12 protein-coding genes are annotated in these 18,857 nt (G+C 67.1%); 3 read left to right on the forward strand and 9 right to left on the reverse strand.

The window, feature by feature from the left end:
* Positions 1 to 114: 114 nt before the first annotated feature.
* Positions 115 to 852 carry a GDSL-type esterase/lipase family protein gene (locus ACEN8G_RS11155; RefSeq protein WP_413414450.1) on the reverse strand — a complete coding sequence of 246 codons (738 nt, stop codon included), beginning with the start codon at positions 850 to 852 and terminating at the stop codon, positions 115 to 117.
* 203 nt (positions 853 to 1,055) lie between these two features.
* Positions 1,056 to 2,390: an MFS transporter gene (locus tag ACEN8G_RS11160; RefSeq protein WP_413414451.1), complete on the reverse strand. Its 1,335-nt coding sequence runs from the start codon at positions 2,388 to 2,390 to the stop codon at positions 1,056 to 1,058.
* 210 nt (positions 2,391 to 2,600) lie between these two features.
* Here ACEN8G_RS11160 and ACEN8G_RS11165 point away from each other — a divergent pair, with 210 nt between their 5' ends.
* Together ACEN8G_RS11165 and ACEN8G_RS11170 are read left to right on the forward strand one after the other, a co-directional pair.
* A complete protein-coding gene (locus tag ACEN8G_RS11165; protein ID WP_413414485.1) occupies positions 2,601 to 4,088 on the forward strand; it encodes a L,D-transpeptidase family protein in 1,488 nt (495 codons plus the stop codon).
* Between the two features lie 17 nt (positions 4,089 to 4,105).
* Positions 4,106 to 4,411 (forward strand): hypothetical protein, encoded by a 306-nt coding sequence (locus ACEN8G_RS11170; protein ID WP_307119524.1) that lies wholly within the window; start codon positions 4,106 to 4,108, stop codon positions 4,409 to 4,411.
* Positions 4,412 to 4,571: 160 nt separating this feature from the next.
* Here the strand turns inward: ACEN8G_RS11170 and ACEN8G_RS11175 are convergent, their stop codons facing one another.
* The 7 genes from ACEN8G_RS11175 to ACEN8G_RS11205 all read right to left on the reverse strand — a co-directional run bounded on the left by ACEN8G_RS11175 (position 4,572) and on the right by ACEN8G_RS11205 (position 16,819).
* Complete coding sequence (locus ACEN8G_RS11175; RefSeq protein ID WP_413414452.1) at positions 4,572 to 5,774, reverse strand: MFS transporter; 1,203 nt, start codon at positions 5,772 to 5,774, stop codon at positions 4,572 to 4,574.
* A gap of 34 nt (positions 5,775 to 5,808) precedes the next feature.
* Positions 5,809 to 6,861, reverse strand: coding sequence for a LacI family DNA-binding transcriptional regulator (locus ACEN8G_RS11180; protein ID WP_413414453.1), 1,053 nt, complete (start codon positions 6,859 to 6,861; stop codon positions 5,809 to 5,811).
* Complete coding sequence (locus ACEN8G_RS11185; RefSeq protein ID WP_413414454.1) at positions 6,861 to 8,399, reverse strand: tryptophan halogenase family protein; 1,539 nt, start codon at positions 8,397 to 8,399, stop codon at positions 6,861 to 6,863. The genes ACEN8G_RS11180 and ACEN8G_RS11185 overlap by 1 nt, the downstream gene beginning before the upstream one ends.
* A complete protein-coding gene (locus ACEN8G_RS11190; RefSeq protein ID WP_413414455.1) occupies positions 8,396 to 9,934 on the reverse strand; it encodes a tryptophan halogenase family protein in 1,539 nt (512 codons plus the stop codon). The genes ACEN8G_RS11185 and ACEN8G_RS11190 overlap by 4 nt, the downstream gene beginning before the upstream one ends.
* A gap of 128 nt (positions 9,935 to 10,062) precedes the next feature.
* The gene (locus tag ACEN8G_RS11195) at positions 10,063 to 13,182 is read right to left on the reverse strand and encodes a TonB-dependent receptor (RefSeq protein WP_413414456.1); all 3,120 of its coding nucleotides are present in this window, start codon (positions 13,180 to 13,182) and stop codon (positions 10,063 to 10,065) included.
* Between the two features lie 89 nt (positions 13,183 to 13,271).
* Positions 13,272 to 15,575, reverse strand: a complete 2,304-nt coding sequence (locus ACEN8G_RS11200; RefSeq protein ID WP_413414457.1) for a beta-glucosidase — start codon at positions 15,573 to 15,575, stop codon at positions 13,272 to 13,274.
* A 296-nt stretch (positions 15,576 to 15,871) separates the two neighbouring features.
* Entirely contained in the window at positions 15,872 to 16,819 is a 948-nt protein-coding gene (locus ACEN8G_RS11205) for a transglutaminase-like cysteine peptidase (RefSeq protein WP_413414458.1), read from the reverse strand.
* Between the two features lie 353 nt (positions 16,820 to 17,172).
* Between ACEN8G_RS11205 and ACEN8G_RS11210 the strand changes: the two genes are divergently transcribed.
* Positions 17,173 to 18,837: a ShlB/FhaC/HecB family hemolysin secretion/activation protein gene (locus tag ACEN8G_RS11210; RefSeq protein WP_413414459.1), complete on the forward strand. Its 1,665-nt coding sequence runs from the start codon at positions 17,173 to 17,175 to the stop codon at positions 18,835 to 18,837.
* Positions 18,838 to 18,857 lie beyond the last annotated feature (20 nt).

An 18,857-nucleotide genomic window follows, 5' to 3' on the forward strand; every position in this document is an offset into this window, starting at 1 on the left:
GGGTGGGTGGATGACCACGATACGGCGCAGTCGAGCGCCTGGAAGCAGTATCGCCCGGACACGACCCACCCCTAGCCCCTCCCTTGCAGGGAGGGGAATTACGAAAGACCGCCCTCACGCCTTGTTTGCCTTCAGCACCGGCGCGAGGACGCTCTCCATCACGGCATAGCCCTGTTCGGTGGGATGCACCCCGTCAGAGGCCAGGCCGGGCTTCATCGCGCCTGCCTCGGTCGCCAGCACGCCGGTATAGTCGACATGGGTCGCGCGGGCGCGGCGGGCATAGTCCTTCAGCCACGCATTGATCGCCCGGATCGGCTGCACCGTCTCCAGGCCCGGACGCCAGGGGAAATGGTCTGCGGGTGGCACCGATCCGAGCAGCACCTTGATGCCGTTCGCCTGGGCCAGCTCGGTCATCATGCGAAGATTGTCATAGCTCTGATCGAGCGTGATCTTGCCGGTATTGCCGGCGATGTCGTTGGTGCCGGCCATGATGTGGATCAGCCGCGGCTTGAGCGCGATCACATCGGCGATCATCCGCAACACCATCTGCGGCGTGGTCTGGCCGCCGATCCCGCGGCACACGCGGCCGGGGGTGAAGAAACCGGGGTGCTTGCTCTGCCAGCCCTCGGTGATCGAATCGCCCATGAAGACGATGTCGACCTTCTGGCCGGAGGCGATCAGCTTCGCATTGTCGGCGGCATAGCGGCCGAGCCAGGGCCAGTCTTCCTTGAGCTGGCGCTGGTGCTTGTCCTCCCAGCTCTCCTGGGCCTGGACGGCGCTGGCGGCGGGGAGCAGCAGGGCACCGGCAAGGAACCCACGGCGGACGATCGGCATCTCAGGCATCTCCGGCATCGAACGGATACCGGTAACAGTAGCGCCCGATGGCGCGGCAAGAAAAGCCCGCAAGTTATCGCGGAACGGGCCGTTTAGAGGATCGGCCCGGCATTGTGCGCGGATGTCGGGATCGCGTTCGACAGCGTTCGCGCACCAGTTCGTTCCTTGCCGCCGGAGGGGGAGACCCGGGGATCCGGCGGCAAGCGAACGACTTTCTCCGATCAGTGGATCGAAGCGGTCTCACCCTTGGCACCTACCACCGGCGCGCGGCCGGCAGCGATCGCGAAGACGCAGAGCGCGACATAGCAGATCGCCGGAACGATCAGCGCGAAGCTGTAGCCGTGCGAACCCGAGACCAGACCGACCAGCAGCGGCAGGACCGCGCCGCCGACGATGGCGGTGCAAAGCAGGCCCGAGGTCGATTCGGCGCTGGCGCTCGAGCGCTCCAGGGTGAGCGTGAAGATCACCGGGAACATGATCGAGTTGAACAGGCCGATCGACAGCGCGACGAAGCCGGCGGTCACGCCGCCCACCGCGAAGACATAGAGACACATCGCCGCGGCGATCGCGGTGAACAGCGCGAGCAGCTTGTGGGCCTTCACCATGGTGAGCAGGACCGAACCAACCGCACGGCCGACCATTGCGCCGAGCCAGTAGAAGGCGACCGCCTTGCCGGCTTCCTGCAGCGAGACCCCCTGCACGCCATCGCTGCCCATCGCATAGCCGAGCAGCGGCACGCCGAAGGCCGCGTCCGAATGGCCCCAGATCGCATCCGAGTTGAGGAACAGCGCCATCTGCGTGCCGATCGACACTTCCGCACCGACATAGAGGAAGATGGCGAGGCCGCCGAACAGCGCCCATTTGGACGAGAAGGCCGCGAACAGGCCATCGCTGCTGGCAGCCGGTGCCGGAGCAGCCTCGGTCACCACGCGGCGGCTGAGGAAGAAGAACACTGCCAGCGCGGCGATCAGGCCGCAGATCCAGAAATAGGCGGAATCGATGCCGTGCAGCGCCTGGGCGCGGATCTCCGGCGTGATGACGGTGCCTTCCTTCACTTCGACGCCCTGCAGGAACAGGTGCGCGCCGAGCAGCGGGCCGAGGAAGGTGCCGAAGGAGTTGAAGGTCTGGCTGAGCACCAGGCGGAAATGGCTGCCCTTCGGGTCACCCAGCGCCGCGGCGAGCGGATTGGCCGCCACCTGCAGGATGGTGATGCCGCTGGCGAGCGTGAACAGGCCGAGCAGCACCAGCCAGTAGTTGGCGGCGTTGGCGGCGGTCAGCATGATCAGGCAGCCCGCGATCATCGTGGCCAGCGCGACGAGGATCGAAGGCACCGCCTTCAGCCGCGAAACTAGCGCAGAGGCGGGAATCGAGACGACAAAATAGGCGAAGAAGAACGCGAAGGCGCTCGCCTGGGCCTGGAAATCGGTGAGCGTGAAGATGCCCTTCACCGCGGCGACCAGCGGGTCGACCAGCGAGGTGATGAAACCCCAGGCAAAGAACAGGGTTGTGACGGCGGCGAACGCCAGCGTCGTCTGTGTGGAACGTGTGGATGCCAAGAAACCTCTCCCTGCGGACGTCGCCCGCTCCTTGCCACGGCGGGCGTTTGAGGGAAACTGGTCCGACAACGTTGCCACTGTCAAGTTATGTCGATGAAACGCCTAAATTCGACGCTCGCCACATGCGCCCCCTTTGGCTTAATAGCAGGCGGCGATTCAGGTCGCCCGGCGTATCGGGGCGGCCGTGAGGGAGATTTGCGAGTGAACAATGTGTTTTCGGGCCGCCTGACCCGTCGGGTGATATGGACTGCGGCGCTTGCCGGCATAGCGGCGCCGGTCGTCGCGCAACAGGTCGCGCCCGCGCCACAATCCACGCCGACGCTCCAGGTAGTCCCGGTGCCGCCGTTCGTCCCGAACGCGCCGGTCGTGCTGCCGGTGCTGACGCCGTCCCAGGCGGCCGAGCTCGCGCCGATCCTCACCGAGGCCGGTTTCGCCCAGGGCCTGCGCCGCGTCGGCGATCCGGTGCCGAGCTTCAAGGACAATGACTCGCTGGTCCGCGCCGCGCTCGATTATGCTCGAGCCGTCCATTCGGGCCGGCTCGCCGAGGCCGATTTCGATCCGAACTGGGGCCTGCGTCCCACCGGCTACGATCCCCTGCCCGCCTTTGCCGAGGCGGTGAAGCAGAACCGCGTCGGCGCCTGGCTGCGCGACCTGCCGCCGCCCTGGGCCGGCTATGACACGCTGCAGAAGGGCCTGGCCACCTATCGCCAGATCGTCGCCAAGGGCGGCTGGCAGACTCTTCCCGCCGGCCCGGACCTCGCCGCCGGCGCCAGCGGCGCGCGCGTCGCGGCGCTGCGCAAGCGGCTGGCGGTCGAGGACTCCCAGGTCGTCGCCACCGGCGACAAGTTCGATGCCGATCTGAAGGAAGCCGTGGTCCGCGCCCAGCGCCGCTACGGCCTCAACCCCACTGGCGTGGTCTCGAGCGGAACGCTCGGTGCGCTCAACGTGCCGGCGCAGGACCGGGTCGGCCAGATCATGGCGAACATGGAGCGCTGGCGCTGGCTGCCGAGCGAGCTGCCGGCCAAGCGCATCCAGGTCAACATCGCCGCCGCGGTGCTCACCGTGTTCGAGGGCGACGCTCCGATCGCCTCGATGAAGGCAGTCACCGGCCGTCCCGGCAACGAGACGCCGATGCTCCAGTCGAAGATCCACTCGATCGTGCTCAATCCGCCCTGGAACGTGCCGACCGGCATCGCCCAGAAGGAGCTGTGGCCCAAGGGCGAGGCAGCGCTGAAGGCGCAGGGCTACAAGATCATCGGCACCGGCGCGAACCGCCGCCTGCAGCAGCAGCCCGGCCCGCGCAGCGCGCTCGGCCGCTACAAGTTCGACTTCCCGAACAACTATGCCGTGTACCTGCACGACACGCCGTCGCAGTCGACCTTCGCCAGCTTCAGCCGCCTGGCCAGCCATGGCTGCGTCCGCCTGGAGAAGCCGGGTCCGCTCGCTCAGCTGCTGCTGCGCAACGATCCCAACTGGCAGCCCGACCAGATCAACGCCGCGCTCGCCAAGGGCGACACGCTCCGGGTGAGCCTGCAGCCGCAGGACCAGGTCTCGGTCTATCTGCTCTACTGGACCGCCTTCGCCAATGCGAACGGCACGATGAACTTCCGCGGCGATCCCTATGGCTGGGACAAGGACCTCGCCGCCAAGATCGAGAAGCGCTCCGCGATCACCGCGGCGGCGGTCTCCGCACGCTGAAAGAAGGGGAAATAGGAATGAAGACCCGCACTATTCTGCTGATCGCCGTCGCCGGCCTGTCGCTCGCCGCCTGCGGTGGCAACAAGCCCGAGGAGACGACCAACGAGACCGTCGTCGCCAATATCGGCGAGCCGGAGAGCTTCTCGAACGTCACGATCGACCAGCCGGTCGAGACGCCGGCGGCCACCAACGCCACCACCGCCGACACCGCGCCGACCGCACCCGACCTGGCGCCGGACGAGCAGACCCAGGACGATGCCGACGCCACCGGCATGACCGCCAAGGTCGACCGCAATTCGAGCGCGGGCGAGCCGGTTCACTGAGTTCCGAATCGGGCGGGTCGAAAGGCCCGCCCGATCGGTTGAAAACTCAGTGTTCCTGCGAAAGCAGGAACCCAGGGTAATCAGGTACTTCGTCATCCTGGACTCCTGCTTTCGCAGGAGCACATGGAAATGGCGGAGAGGCATCCCCCTTCACGCAGCTTCAGTCCTGTGTCCGGATGCAGAGCGACACCGCGCCGCCCGCCAGCGTGCCGAGCGCGAGGATCAGTAGCCACAGCATATAGCCGGTTTTCTCGGGCGCGAGCGCCAGCGCCAGCAGCGGCGCGACCATTGCCGGAAGGGTATTGGTGAGGTTGAGGATGCCAAGGTCCCGCCCACGATGCTCGGGCGACGGCAGCAGCTGCATCGCGATCGCCGAGTGGATCGCCAGGAACACGCTCAGCCCCGACAGCGCCAGCGCATGGCCGATCGCGGCGACACCCCAGGCCTTCGCGAACGCCATCACCGTCAGCCCCGCCGTCATCGCCACCGCCCCCGCGGCGAGGAAGGGCTTGCGGCGCATCATCCGGTCCGAGAGCCGGCCCGCCAGAAGGGTGAGCAGCACCGCGACGATCGTCGATCCGGTCATCGTCGCGACGATCGGATTGGCCTCGACGCTGGTCTTGCTGATGTCTTCCCGGTCGAGCACCGCGAGGAAATAGAAGAATCCATAGGTGGCCAGGCCATTGCCCGCGACCTGGAACAGGATGCGCGAGGCCCAGGCGAGGATGAAGTCGAAGCGGCGCTGCCCGATCTGCGGTGCCGGGGGCGCCGGCATCGGCGTCGCACTTTCGCGCGCGAAGAGCAGGAAGGGCGCGGTCAGCGCGGTGAACAACAGGCACAGCAGCGCGTATCGCACCGCGTCCCCGCCAAGCCCCGGCAGCGTGATCAGCACCGCGGCGAGCGCGCCGATCGGGTGGGCGACGCCGATCAGCCCCGCGACCATGCCCTTCTGCGCATCGGGTATCTCGTCCGCCATCACCGCCGCGACCGGCGCGAACATCATGTTGATGCCGATCTGGATGCAGGTGACCGCGAGCAGCAGGCTCACCGGATCGGCAGCGACGAGCAGCAGGCCGTAGGAGGCACTGAGCGCGCCCAGCCCCGCCACGACCCAGGGCCGCCTGGTGCCCCGCTTGCGCAGCGTCCGGTCGCTCAGCGCACCGAACAGGATGTTGGTGACGCTGGCCACTGCCGCCCCGCCCAGCGCGCCGGCGCTGAGCAGCTGCACCGCATGCCCCCCGCCCGCCAGCGCCGCCTTCAGCGGCAGCAGCACCATGACGAACGGCATGAAGCTGACGAACATGCCCGCATAGGCCAGCGCGTAAAGAAGGATGAAGCCGCGGCCGGGGGAAGCGAAATGCATGGGCGGCGGACCATCGGTCCCAGCGGGAACCAAGTCAACGCCGCGGCGGCGCGGTCGATTCACGGACGACGAAATCGAAGGGCAACAGGTGATGATCGTTCGCCGCCTCGCCGCGCGCCTTGCCCTGGATCAGCAGCTCCGCCGCCCGCGCGGTCATCGCCGCGATCGGCTGGCGGATCGCGGTAAGCGCCGGCACGCTCATCCGCACCGTCGGCGTATCGTCGAAGCTCACCACCGAGAGGTCGCCCGGCACCGAAAGTCCCAGCGGCCCGGCAGCGTGGAGCACGCCGAGCGCCATCTCGTCGCTGCTCGCCAGCACCGCGCTGGGCGGCACCGCAAGCTTCGCCAGCACATTGAGCGCATCGACGCCCGCCTCGTAGGTGAAGTCGCCGGGCTGGAGATAGGCGGGATCGACCTTGAGCCCCCTCGCCTCGATCGCGCTGGTGAAGCCGCGCAACCGGTCCGGGCTCATCGCATATTCGGGATGCCCCTGGACATAGGCGATGCGGGTGTGGCCGAGATCGAGCAGATGCTCGGTCGCCCGCCGCGCCGCCGCCTCGTCGTCCATGTACACGGCAAAGCCCTCGGCATCGCGGTGCGAGCCCAGCCGGGCGAAGATCAGCCCGTTGCGGTGGAGCAGGTCGGTGATCCTTGTGTCGTCGCTGTGCGGCGGCGTGAGGATCACCCCGTCCGGGTGCAGCGCCGAAAGCGCCGCCTGGACCTGCCCCTCGAGCTGGTCCGAATGCGAATCCACCAGCTCGAACAACATGCGATAGCCATGCTCGGCGCATTTGAGCATGCCGCCATAGAGCATCTGGTCGACCCAGTCGTTGCCGCGCCGCGACTGCCAGCCCTCGAGCGTCGGCCGCTCGTCGTTGAAGGCGAGGATCAGGTAGGAGCGCGAGCCGCCCAGCCGCCGCGCAGCCAGGCTCGGCACGTAACCCAGCTTGTCGATCGCCTGCTGGACGCGCGCCTGCACGCCCGCGGTGACGTTAGGCCCCTTGTTGATGACGCGGCTCACCGTCTGCAGCGAGACCCCCGCCTCGGCCGCCACGTCCTTGATCGTGATCGCGCGCTTCTTCTGCATCAGGCGGCAGTCGCCGGGCGCATGAGGTCGACCTTCTCGGCGCGGCAATGCGCGTCGATGAACTGCTGCTGGGTCGGCAGCTGCTGGACGAACCCGGCGAGCTGGTCGCGCGCCGTCGTCAGCCCTGCATAGAGCGCGGCCTCGTCGATCCGGTCGACCAGCGGGTGATAGGTGCGCGGGCGGATGCCCATGCCGTCGAGCACCGAGAACCAGCTGACCGAGCGGAACAGCTCGTCCAGCCCTTCGCGCAGCGATCCGTTGGAGCGGAACAGCTCGACGCGCTCCCGCAGGCTGTCCGGCCATTCCATGTCGCGCACCTTGCGCCAGAACGGCGTGTCGTCGCGTGCGCTGGTGCAATAGTGGAGCACGATGAAGTCGCGGATCTCGACATAGTCCGCCACCATCCGCCGGTTATACTCGTCCGCCAGCGCCGGATCGCAGTGGCGATCGGGCAGGAAGCGGAAGAAGAAGTCCATGCCGCGATAGATCAGGTGGATCGCAGTGCTCTCCAGCGGCTCGATGAAGCCCGAGGCGAGGCCGAGCGAGAGCACGTTCCTGTGCCAGATCTGCTCGCGCACGCCGGTGCGGAACGGCACCACCATCGGCCCGGCGACCACCTCGCCCTCCACCTTGTCGAGCAGGATGCGCGTCGCTTCTTCGTCGCTCATGAACTCGGAGGAATAGACATGGCCGTTGCCGGTCCGGTGCTGCAGCGGGATGCGCCAGCGCCAGCCGGCATCCTGCGCCTCGGCGAGCGTATAGGGGCGCGGCGGGCCGACATTCTCGGTCTGCGCGGCAATGGCACGGTCGCAGAAAAGATAGTTGGACCAGTCGGTGAACTTGGTGCCCAGCGTCTTCTCGATCAGCAGCGCACGGAAACCCGAGCAGTCGATGAAGAAGTCGGCATCGACCGTGCGCCCGTCCTTGAGCGTCAGCGTCGAGACGAAGCCGCGATCGTCGAGCGCGACATCGGTCACGATCCCCTCGGTGCGCTTCACGCCGCGCGCCTCGGCATGGCCGCGCAGATACTGGGCAACGCGCTTGGCATCGACATGCAGCGCATAGGAAGCGCCGGCGATCGGCGTGCGCTGCGCCTTGAACGGCAGCATGAACCGCCCTTCCCGCGCCATCACGCTGGCCGGCGCGAAGTCCTGGAGCGGGAAGTCGTGCCCGGCGAGCGTCGCCTTGCGCCAGCACTGGTAGAAGTCGCTGAGCTCGATCCGCTGGCCGACATCGCCGAACGGATGGAAATAGCGCTCGCCCTTCTTGTACCAGTCCTTGAACTCGATGCCGAGCTTGAAGCTGGCCTGAACCTGGCGGACGAAATCCTGCTCGTTGATGTCGAGCTTGGCGATCAGCTCCATGAAGGGCGGGATCGTGCTCTCGCCCACCCCGATCGTGCCGATATCGTCGCTTTCGACCAGCTCGATCTCGAAGAGCTTGCCCTTCATGTGATGCGCCATCACCGCGGCGGCGATCCAGCCGGCGGTGCCCCCGCCGACGATGCAGACCTTACGCAGCGCGTCGGGGTTGTTCATGCAGTTGTCCTCAGGGGCTCGGCAGCGGCGCCATCGACCGTCGCGAGGAATTCGTCATGGGTAGGCGTGTCGGAGACGGTGCGCGCCACCGCCGCCCGCATCTGCTCCAGCGCGCGGGCAAGCTCGGGCACATCGACCGCCGCGACACCGGGATCGATCCGCTCGGGCAGATGCTCATAGCCGCCATAGATGGCGAGCCAGGATGCGGGGTGGAACATCTCCCAGCGATAGCGGATGAAGGCGCCGCGCGCGCGCCACAGGTCGAGCTTGGCGTTGAGCGTGTCCGGTAGCGTCATCTCGCGGCAGGCCTGCCAGAACGGGCCTTCACGGGTGCTGAGATGATAATGGAGGATGATGAAGTCGCGGACGCGCTCCATCTCCTCGGCGCTCTGGATATTGTATTCCGCGATGACTGCGGGGTCGAAACCCTTGTCGGGAAAGAGGTTCTTCAGCCGCTCGATGCCCGTCTCGATCAGCGCGATGCTCGTCGATTCCAGCGGCTCGAGAAAGCCTGAGGCGAGGCCGAGGGACACGCAGTTCTTCGCCCAGGCGACTTCGCGGCGGCCTGGCGTGAAGCGCAGCCGGCGCGGTTCCATGGTGGGTTTGCCCGGCACATTGGCGAGCAGCTCGGCCCGCGCATCCTCGTCTTTCTGGAAATGGCTCGCGAACACGATACCATTTCCCTCGCGGGTTCGCAGCGGAATGCGCCATTGCCAGCCCGAACTGCGCGCCGTGACCGTGGTACAGCTCGGCGGCGCCCCTACCCGCTCGCTCTGCACCGCGAACGCGCCGTCGCAGAGCAGCCAGTGCGACCAGTCCTGGTAGCCGACGCCCAGCGCCTCGCCGATCAGCAGGCCGCGGAAACCCGAGCAGTCGATGAAAAGGTCGCCTGCGACCTGCTCGCCGCTGTCCAGCGTCACGCTCTCGATGAAGCCGGTCTCGCCGTGCAGCGACACGTCGGTGATCTTCGCGTCGATCCGCGTGACGCCGCTGCGCTCGGCATAGGCGCGCATATGGCCGGCGAACAGCGCGGCGTCGAAGTGCAGCGCCCAGTCGAACACCGAAAGCTGGCTCGGCGGATTGGGCAAGGGCACGCTGGCATGGCCTTCGCGCGCCAGCATCGCGCCCAGCGAATATTCCTCGAGCGGAGCGGCCTGGCCCGCGGCGCGTGCTTTCAGCCAGAAATGGTGGAAGTCGATGCCGCGCAGGTCCTGCCCGAAGCGGCCGAAGGGGTGGACGAAGCTGGTGCCGGGCTTCCAGTCGACGAAGCGGATGCCGAGCTTGGCGGTCGCCTCGCAGGCGCGCATCACTTCGGCATCGCCCATGCCGAGCTGCGCATAGAAGCGGCGGATGGTGGGGATCGTCGCCTCGCCGACGCCGATCGTCCCGATCTCCGAGCTTTCGATCAGGGTGATGCGGGTGCCCGTCCCCGCGAGATAGGCACCGAGCGCCGCCGCCGCCATCCAGCCGGCGGTACCCCCGCCGACGATGACGACACGCTCGATCGCGCCGCTGGCCATACCCCCGTCCTTCATGATGGTATCTGATCGTCTTGGTAACGGTATCGCAAGCGAAACCGCCCCTCGCCTTCTGAAATACGGCCCTGCCCTGAAAAATGAGCCGGCAGCCCATGAGAGACTGCCGGCCCAGGAGGGTTGGCTCGTTAGAAGCGGACGCGCACGCCGCCCGAGAAGCGCGGCTCGAACCGGTTCTGCGAATGGTACTGCTTCGAGTCGTCGTCGAACTGGAAGTAGTAGCGCTCGCGCTCACCGAAGATGTTCGAGCCGTTCACGTACACCGCGAAGGCATCGTTGATGTTGTAGGTCACGTTGGCGTCCACATATTGCGCGGTATCCTGGTAGATGCCGATGCCGCCAAAGGTGGAGGCCAGGCGCGGCGTGCGGTAGTTGTACGCCACGCGCAGCTGCAGGTGATCGTCCTGGTACCAGCCGACCAGGTTGACCTGGCTCTTCGAGTTATCCGGGAACGGGAAGCGCTCGCCGTTCAACGCGCGGCCGTTCTGCTTGCTGTCCGAATAGGTGTAGTTGGCGTCGATACCGAAGTTGCGGAAGAAACCGCTGCCGATCAGGTCGCTGAAGGCGAGCTTGGCGCCCACTTCAAAGCCCTGCAGCGAACCGCCCGTGCCCTGTTCCGGCTGCGTCACCGGCACCGCGCGGCGGATCACGCCGTCGCCGTCCGCAAAGCGGCCCGCACCCGGCGTGGTACGGCTCTGGACGAAGCTGTTGATGTCCAGCTTGAACGCACCGACGTTGAGCATCGAGGCCCGGCCCAGATAATATTCCAGGCTCAGGTCATAGTTGTTCGAACGCCACGGGTTGAGGTTCGGGTTGCCGCTCGAGCTGGCGCCGGTCACCTGGCGCACGCCTACGGGCGCGGCATCCGGGTTCGTCGGCGTCGGCCCTTGCGAGTCCGCCGTCGAGATGGTCAGGCCGCCGCCATAATTGCCGAGATCCAGCGGGATCATCGTCTTGGCGAAGGCCGCGCGGACACGCAGCTGGCGGGTGAAGTCATACGACAGCGTCACCGTCGGCAGCCAGTCGAGATAGGAACGGCGCGAGACCACGTCGCCCACATCCAGGTTGGTGTCGCCATAGGCGCGGGTGTCGCCGGTGAGGTTCTGCTTCACGGTCAGCTTGGTGTTGACCACGCGCAGGCCCAGATTGGCCTTGAACCCGCCGGTGCCGAACGCGGTGTTCAGGTACGCGCTCTCCTCGACCAGATCGACGTCATAGGTGTTGCCCGGGATGGTGACTTCGGTCGACGGACCGAACACCTTGTCCTGGAACGCCTTCACATCGTCGAACGCCTTGGGATCGACCACCCACAGGCCGGGCATGCCGTTGACCACGCCGCCCCAGTTGGTCTGGAAATAGACCGGGGTATAGGCATCGAGCTTGGTCGGCCGGTTGACGGTGTAGCCCTGGAAGCAGGTCGGCGTATTGGCCACCGTCGCCGCGCCGCAGCTCGACGGCGCCGTCGCCATCGGGTTCGCCGCATTATACTGCGGGTTGGAGACGAACTCGCCCGCCGAGCACTGGGCGTTGTCCATTACCACGTCGATCGCCTTCCACTGCGCGAGGCAGCCTTCCGGAACCGCGGCGCCGTTGCCGCCATAGAAGTTCGAGAAGAGGTGGAAGTTGCGGATCTGGGTCTGGCGATCCGAACGGCGCACACCGACATCGACGCGGTTGAGCAGGCCGAACAGGCCGCCCTCGTCGAAGTCATAGCTCGCATCGGCGCGGAACACGCCCAGGCTCGCATGGTTCTCCTGGTTGCCCTCGGACGAGAAGGCCGCGACAGCATAGCTGTCGAGATTGGCCATATAGTCCTTGAGCGTCTTGCCGGCGCCCAAGCCGCCCGAGATGGCGGTGTCGAAGCCGCTGATCGCGGGGTTCGAGCCGCGCAGGTCGAGATGGAGCTGCGGGTCCTGGCCATAGCCCAGCGGGTTCGGGTTGATGTAGCGGCCGCCGCGCGAGCCGATAACGCCGTTCGAATATTGCGAAGCCGGGTACTGCGACGCGATGCTCGACGGATAGAACGGGCCGCGGGTGCGGTCCGCCGGGTTGCGGAACAGGCCAAAAGCGCGGTTGGCGCCATATTGCCAGTTGCTCAGGTCGCCCTGCACCTGGCCATTCATGCTGCGCATGTTGGCGTTGGACTTCAGCGCGCGGGCGCTGAACTTGAAGTTGTCCTTGTCGTAGTCGATCTGGAAATTGTAGTTGGTCGAGTGCTCCTTCGCGGTGCGGTTGACCGAGAACGAGTTGAACCACCAGACATTGAGATCATACTGGTTGACGTCCAGCCAGGGTTGGCCGTTGCCGGCCGTCTGGCCCGAGGGCGTGCTGTCGGTCGGCGTGGTCCAGCCCAGGCCGTTCCAGCGGTTCGAGATGTTGATGCCGGCGGCGCGGTTGTGCTCGGTCAGCTCGGTGTGGAAGACTTCGCCGGTGACGGTCCAGTCCTCGTCGATCTTGAACTGGAGCGCGCCGTTGATGCCGAGGCGGGTACGCTCGACTTCGCGGTTGAAGAATTCATAGCCGTGCGGCGAGATCCAGTTCGCGCCGGAGCCGCCCCAGTCGTTGTTGCCGAACACGCCGCCGCCGATGCCGGCATAGCTGTTGCCCAGCCGGTTGCGGCTATAGGTCGCGCCGACCATCGCGCCGAAGCGGTCGCTGCGCCAGCTGGCCAGGCCGCTGAACAGATAGTCGTTGTGCTTGGTGTTCGAACCCCGGGCATATTCACCCTGCCCCGAGAATACGAAGCCTTCCTTCATATCAAATGGGCGACGCGTGCGCAGGTCGATCGTGCCCGAAATGCCCGACAGCGCGTTGCGCGTATCCTGCGACTTGTAGACGACCACGGCATTCATCAGCTGCGCCGGGATGTCGTTGAGATTGGGCTGCGCGGTGCCGAGATTGCCCGGGCTCAGATACTGCTCGCCGTTGAGCAGCGTGATCACCTGCGGCAGGCCGCGGATGTTGACCGTCGAGCCTTCGCCGGCGCTGCGCTGGATCTGGACGCCCGAGATGCGCTGCAGCGCATCGACGATCGTCACGTCCGGCAGCTTGCCGATGTCTTCCGACGAGATCGCGTCGACGATCGCCGTCTCGGTGCGCTTGATGTCGACCGACTTGGCCTGCGAGGCGCGGATGCCGGTGACGATGATCTCGCCGTCCTGGCCACCGGCATCCTGCGGCACGGCGGTCGCCGTGTCCTGGGCCCATGCCGGCGCGACCAACGCGGTCGATGCCAGCAGGCCGGCCATCACACTGGATATTCCCTTCATTCCCTTCGTCCTCCCACTCTGTTCTGCACCCCGGCGCATCTACGCGCGCCTCACCCGGTGCTGTTCTGTCAGGGCGCCAGCCGGCGCTCCTGCAACTCCGCCGCACCCGTGAGCACCGGCTGGCCGGCATCCCGCGCGATCGCGACACGATAGGTTCCCGCAGCGACGTGCCAGCCCGGCCGGGCGGTGTCGTAGTCCGCGACGATGCGCGGCTCGGCTATGAGGGTGATCCGGCGGGTCTCGCCGGGCTTGAGCGTCACCCGCTCGAAGCCCGCCAGGCGCAGCGGGCGCGCGCCCGTGGCCGGTGTCACATAGAGCTGGGGCACGTCGGCGCCTTCGCGCTTGCCGCGATTGGTGACGTCGAAGCTCACCGTCAGCGCAGCCCCGCCCTCGACCTTGAGGTTGGCATAGGCGAAGCGCGTGTAGCTGAGGCCGTAGCCAAACGGGAAAGCCGGCCGCGCGCCCTGACGGGCATACCAGCGATAGCCGACGTCCGAGCCTTCCTTGTAGTCGATCACGAACGGCTTGATCGCCCGCGCGTCCGTTCCGCGGTCGGGCGAGGCCTTGACCTGCTCGAAGCCCGGCACGGTCGGACGCGGCGCCTGGTCGATCGAGGCCGGGAAGGTGATCGGCAGGCGGCCCGAGGGGTTGACCTCGCCGAACAGCACCCGCGCCACCGCCTCGCCGCCGCGCTGGCCGGGATACCAGGCGGCGAGCACCGCCGGCACCTGCTTGAGCCAGGGCATCAGCACCGGGCCGCCGGTGTTCAGCACCACGGCCGTCCTGGGATTGGCGGCGGCGACCGCGGCGATCACCGCATTCTGGTTGCCGTCGAGATCGATCGTCTCGGGATCCTCGGCCTCCGTGGTCCACTGCGTGGCCCAGACGATCGCCAGGTCCGCGTTCCTCGCCGCCGCGGCGGCAGCTTCGGGGTCGCTGCCATCGACGAAATCGACGCGCGCCTTGGGGGCCAGCGCGCGGATCGCCGCGAGCGGCGAGGACGCGTGCCAGGTCACGCGCACGAAGGACGCGGCCGGGCCGTTCTTGAGGGGGATCTCCAGCGGGATGCCGCCGGTCGAGCGGACCTGCGACGAGCCGCCGCCGGAGAGCACGCCGATATCGGCATGGCCGCCGATCAGCACGATGCGCCTGGCGGTCTTCGCCAACGGCAGGATGTTCTTCTCGTTCTTGAGCAGCACGATGCCCGCCTCGGCGGCGCGCTGGGCGACCTCGGCGTTCTTCGCGGTGTCGATCGGCTGCGGTGCCTCGACCACCGGCGCGTCCATCACGCCGGTGGAGAACATCGCGTTGAGGATGCGGCGGGTCATGTCATCGAGGCGCGGCAGGGGCAGCTCGCCGCTCTCCACCGCCTTTTTCAGGTCACCGCGGAAGAACATATGCGTGTCGAGCTCGCCGCCCGATTGCTGGTCGAGCCCGTTGCGCGCCGCCTTCACGGTCGAGTGCACCGCGCCCCAATCGGACATGACATAGCCCGGATAGGCCCAATCCTGCTTGAGCACGGTGTTGAGCAGGAACGCGTTCTCACAGGCGAAGTCGCCATTGACCGACATGTACGCGCACATCACCGAGCCCGGCTTGCCGCGCTCGATTGCCAGCTCGAAGGCGAGCAGGTCGCTTTCCCGGAACGCCGCCTCCCCGATCTTCGCATCGCTGACGAAGCGGCCGGTCTCCTGCGCGTTCAGCGCGAAATGCTTGATCGTCGAGATGATGCGGTTCGACTGGATGCCCTTGATCGACTCCCCCGCCATCACGCCGGCAAGCAGCGGGTCCTCGCCCAGATATTCGAAGTTGCGCCCGCCCCAGGGATCGCGCGTCAGGTTGATCCCGCCGGCGAGCATCACGTTGAAGCGCTTGGCGCGCGCCTCGCCGCCGATCATCGCGCCGCTTTCATAGGCGAGCCTGGGATCGAAGCTGGCGGCGAGCGCCAGGCCCGAGGGGAGCGCGGTGGCGGTGTCCCCCTTGCGCTGCTCGACCTGGTTGGCGACGCCGAGGCTGGCATCGGTCTCGCGCAGCGCCGGGATGCCCAGGCGCGGGATCGCCGGCTGCTGGCCGGCCGAGGGGATCATGTCGGTGGGCGCCGCCGGATCCTTCGCCAGCGGCGGGAACCACGTGTAGACGAGCGCCAGCTTCTCCTCGAGCGTCATCGCCGAGAGCAGCATCTCCGCGCGAGCGGCGGCGGGCAGCTTCGCGTCGGCCCAGGGGCGCGCGGCAGGGTCTGCGGGCTTGCTGGATTCACTCGAAGACGCGGCGGGCGCGACGAGGTCCTGCGCATGCGCGCCCATCGTCCCGGCAAGCGCGGTAGTGGCGAGTAGCGCCATCGAGCGCGCCACGTGCCGCAGGCTGACCAGCATTCACTTCTCCCCTTCGGCGCGCAGGACGGCGCCGCACACGCCCGGAGGCGTGCCTGTTTATCCGATCCAACCAGGGGGAGCTTTTATCCGACAACGCTGTCGGATTCAGCGACAGATCAAGCCGACGACGCCTCGTGGCGCGCGCGGCAGCCTGTTCCAACACCCCTCATGTCCGTGGAGTCTTACGCTCCGATGCGAGCCTTAGAGCATAAATTGAGAGCGTTCTCAAGAACGTTCTCAATTTTGTTACATTCGGAATGGGGCTAGCGATTATCTATCTGCGATAACGCGATAAATTATGTGTCTGCGGCGTAGCCGACCGCGATTTCGCCGGCCCGTGACAGCGCATTTTGCGCGGAATTTTCGCGATTTTTGGAAGCGGTCCCAACCGGCGGAAGCACGATTTCCGCACGTGACAGGGCAGCGCCCAGCCGCCCGATTCCCGCCGGCACAGCAAAGCGTGCGATGCTCGGACCACCCGCAGGCGCGACCACCTCGCGGCGAACCGGCCGGGTGCGGAGCACCAGCATCCTGCCCCCGCGCGCGATGCGCAGGCGCGGCCCCTCCCCTTGCCCCGCATCGGAAGTGGTGAGCCGCGCGCCGTCTCGGTTGACCGACCAGATCACCCGGTAGCGGGTGGCGACATCGGCCGCGGGCACCGGCGCCGCGAACTTGTTGTCGAGCACCCAGCGCTGCCCGCCGGCCTCGACGAACAGCACGGCATGCTGCTCGGCATCCCGGCTGTCCCACACCACCGCGATCCGCATCGCCGCCTCGGGCAGGCCCAGGTCACGCAGCGCGAAATATTTGGTGAGCGCGAAGTCCTCGCAATCGCCTCCGCGCGCGAACATCTCGGCCGGAGTCTCCCAGCGATCGGCCATGCCCCAGTTGGCGAGATCGGAGACATAGGGGAGCCGGTTGACCACCGCCTGGACCCCGGAGACCTGCTCGTCCGCGGGCAGGCCGCGCAGCCCGGCAAAGGCCGTGCGCCAGCCCCGGACGCCGCATTCCGCTGGCAGCTCGTCGGCGGGCATCCGGCAATAGAAGGGAAGCCGTGTGGGGCTGCCGGTCTCGCCGGCTTCGCGCGCAAGCACATCGGTCCAGCGCGGGGCATCGGCGAGGCGCAGCGCGACTTCTGCGCGCTCCCGCGACTCGGGCGCCTCCGCCGCGGCGGCGGACAGCGATTGCCCCGATGCCAGCGCCGCCCAGGCAAGCGCCAGCCGCGTTGAAGATACGCGACGCAAAACCCCAACCCCCGGTTGAAACCGAGGACCGGGATACGCCGCCTCCCCCTAAGGCCAGGCTAACAAGGAGCTAAGTATAAGCCACTGAATATGGTTAGTATTTATGGTTACCGAAGGGTTTATCCCGGCAACTGCCAGGGCAGTGAATCGACGAGAACATGTCACCCTAGAAACAAACTGGAAATAATATAATAGTCCCGTTGTGGATCAACCTATTATTGCAAATATTACATAGTTAACGCTGAGTCCGTCTTCCTGAGTCCGCCCCGCCCATTGTAAGAGCCGACTCGCTTGCAACCGATTCGGGCGCATCTCAGCTCGGTTGCATGTCTCTGGGAGGGGGAACCGGGGCTATGGGATCCAAGCGTTGCTGGCTGTTTGTTTTTGCCGCCGCGGCAATCGTGCCGTTGCAGGCGGCGCATGCCCAGCAGACTGTAAATCCGGGACGGATCGACGAGCGGCTTCGCCCGGCGGACAAGACGCCTGACGCGCGCTCGGTCGATGTGCCCGAACTGCCGCGCCAGCAGGGCACGCCCGATTCCGCGATCCAGGTCCGGCTGAGCGAGGTCCGCTTCGAAGGCGTGACGGCAGTGCCGGTCGAGGCGCTGAACGCGATCGCCGCGCCCTATCTCAATCGCGACATGCCGCTCGCCGAGGTGTTCAAGCTCGCCGAGGCGATCACCACCGAATATCGCCGTCGCGGTTTCGTCCTCTCGCGTGCCGTGGTCGGCCCGCAACGCATCGAGGGCGGCGTGCTGACGCTGCAGGTGGTCGAGGGCCATATCGGCGCGACCAAGATCGAGGGCGATGCCGGCGGCTATGCACCCTATCTGCGCGGCTATCTGGCCGGCGTCGCCGCCGAGCGGCCCACCACCGGCGCCGCGCTGACCCGCGCGCTGCTGCTCGCCCGCGACCTGCAGGGCGTCGATGCGCGCGCGGTGCTCACCCCCTCCCCCAGCGAAGTCGGTGCCGCCGACCTGACGCTGGCAGTGGAGCGCAAGGGGATCGAAGGCTTTGTCGCGGTCGACAATCGCGGCTCGCGCTGGCTCGGCCCGGTCCAGGTCTATGGCGGCCTGTCGTTCAACGACATGCTCGGTGCCGGCGAGCGCATCTCGATCACCGCGGTCAGCGCGCCGATCCACCGGGAACTCGGCTTCCTCTCGGCGACCTGGGACCAGCCGGTCGGCAATTCGGGCCTGCGCCTCACTGCGTTCGGCAGCTATGCCGCGACGCATCCCGGCGACGAGCTGCGCCTGCTCGACCTGCGCGGCCGCAGCGCCACCTATGGCTTTGCCGCGCGCTATCCGTTCGTGCGCAGCCGCGAGGCGAACCTCTTCGGCCGGCTGATGTTCACCGGGCGTGACAGCAGCTCGCGCAACGTGGTGATCGATCCGATCTTCGACGATTCCACGCGCACCGTGCAGGGCGAGATCTTCGGCAACTACGCCGCGCCCTGGGGCGGGATCCTGAACGTCCGCGCCTCGGTCACCCAGGGTCTCGACTTTCTCGGCGCGACCGTGCGCAGCGACGCCAACAAGTCGCGCGCCACCGGTTCCGGCGTGTTCACCCGGGTGAACGCCGAAGTCTCCTTCGCCTATGGCATCGCCGGCGGCCTCTATGTCCAGGCCAGCGGCGCGATGCAGTATAGCGGGCAGAGCCTGCTCGCGAGCGAGGAGTTCGGGCTGGGCGGCGAGCAGTTCGCCCATGCCTATGACCCGTCCGAGATCACCGGCGACAAGGGCGCCGCTGGCCGGATCGAGCTCTTCTACGCGGGACGCTTCAAGAGTGGCTCGATCCAGCCCTATGGCTTCTACGAGGCCGGCCGGGTCGCCCAGAACGATCCGCTGCCGGGCGAGCCGCTCCACACCTCGCTCGAATCCGCCGGCCTCGGCCTCCGCCTGGGGCTGCGCGCGGGCATCAACGGCTCGGTGGAATTCGCCAAGCCGATCAACCGGCCGGTCGCCTCGCGCGGCGACAAGGACGGCCGGGTCTTCTTCTCGGTGGGCATGTCGTTCTGATCGATCCGGTCGATCGCGTT

Origin of the sequence: Sphingomonas sp. Sphisp66, from assembly GCF_047324325.1 — a bacterium.
Taxonomy (GTDB): Bacteria; Pseudomonadota; Alphaproteobacteria; order Sphingomonadales; family Sphingomonadaceae; genus Sphingomonas.

Bases quoted from the DNA above. Each gene is read 5' to 3' on its own strand.
- ACEN8G_RS11200 (WP_413414457.1), bottom strand. From the start codon at position 15,575: ATGCTGGTCAGCCTGCGGCACGTGGCGCGCTCGATGGCGCTACTCGCC.
- ACEN8G_RS11185 (WP_413414454.1), bottom strand. From the start codon at position 8,399: ATGAACAACCCCGACGCGCTGCGTAAGGTCTGCATCGTCGGCGGGGGC.
- ACEN8G_RS11175 (WP_413414452.1), bottom strand. From the start codon at position 5,774: ATGCATTTCGCTTCCCCCGGCCGCGGCTTCATCCTTCTTTACGCGCTG.
- ACEN8G_RS11190 (WP_413414455.1), bottom strand. From the start codon at position 9,934: ATGAAGGACGGGGGTATGGCCAGCGGCGCGATCGAGCGTGTCGTCATC.
- ACEN8G_RS11170 (WP_307119524.1), top strand. From the start codon at position 4,106: ATGAAGACCCGCACTATTCTGCTGATCGCCGTCGCCGGCCTGTCGCTC.
- ACEN8G_RS11180 (WP_413414453.1), bottom strand. From the start codon at position 6,861: ATGCAGAAGAAGCGCGCGATCACGATCAAGGACGTGGCGGCCGAGGCG.
- ACEN8G_RS11210 (WP_413414459.1), top strand. From the start codon at position 17,173: ATGGGATCCAAGCGTTGCTGGCTGTTTGTTTTTGCCGCCGCGGCAATC.
- ACEN8G_RS11155 (WP_413414450.1), bottom strand. From the start codon at position 852: ATGCCGGAGATGCCTGAGATGCCGATCGTCCGCCGTGGGTTCCTTGCC.
- ACEN8G_RS11195 (WP_413414456.1), bottom strand. From the start codon at position 13,182: ATGGCCGGCCTGCTGGCATCGACCGCGTTGGTCGCGCCGGCATGGGCC.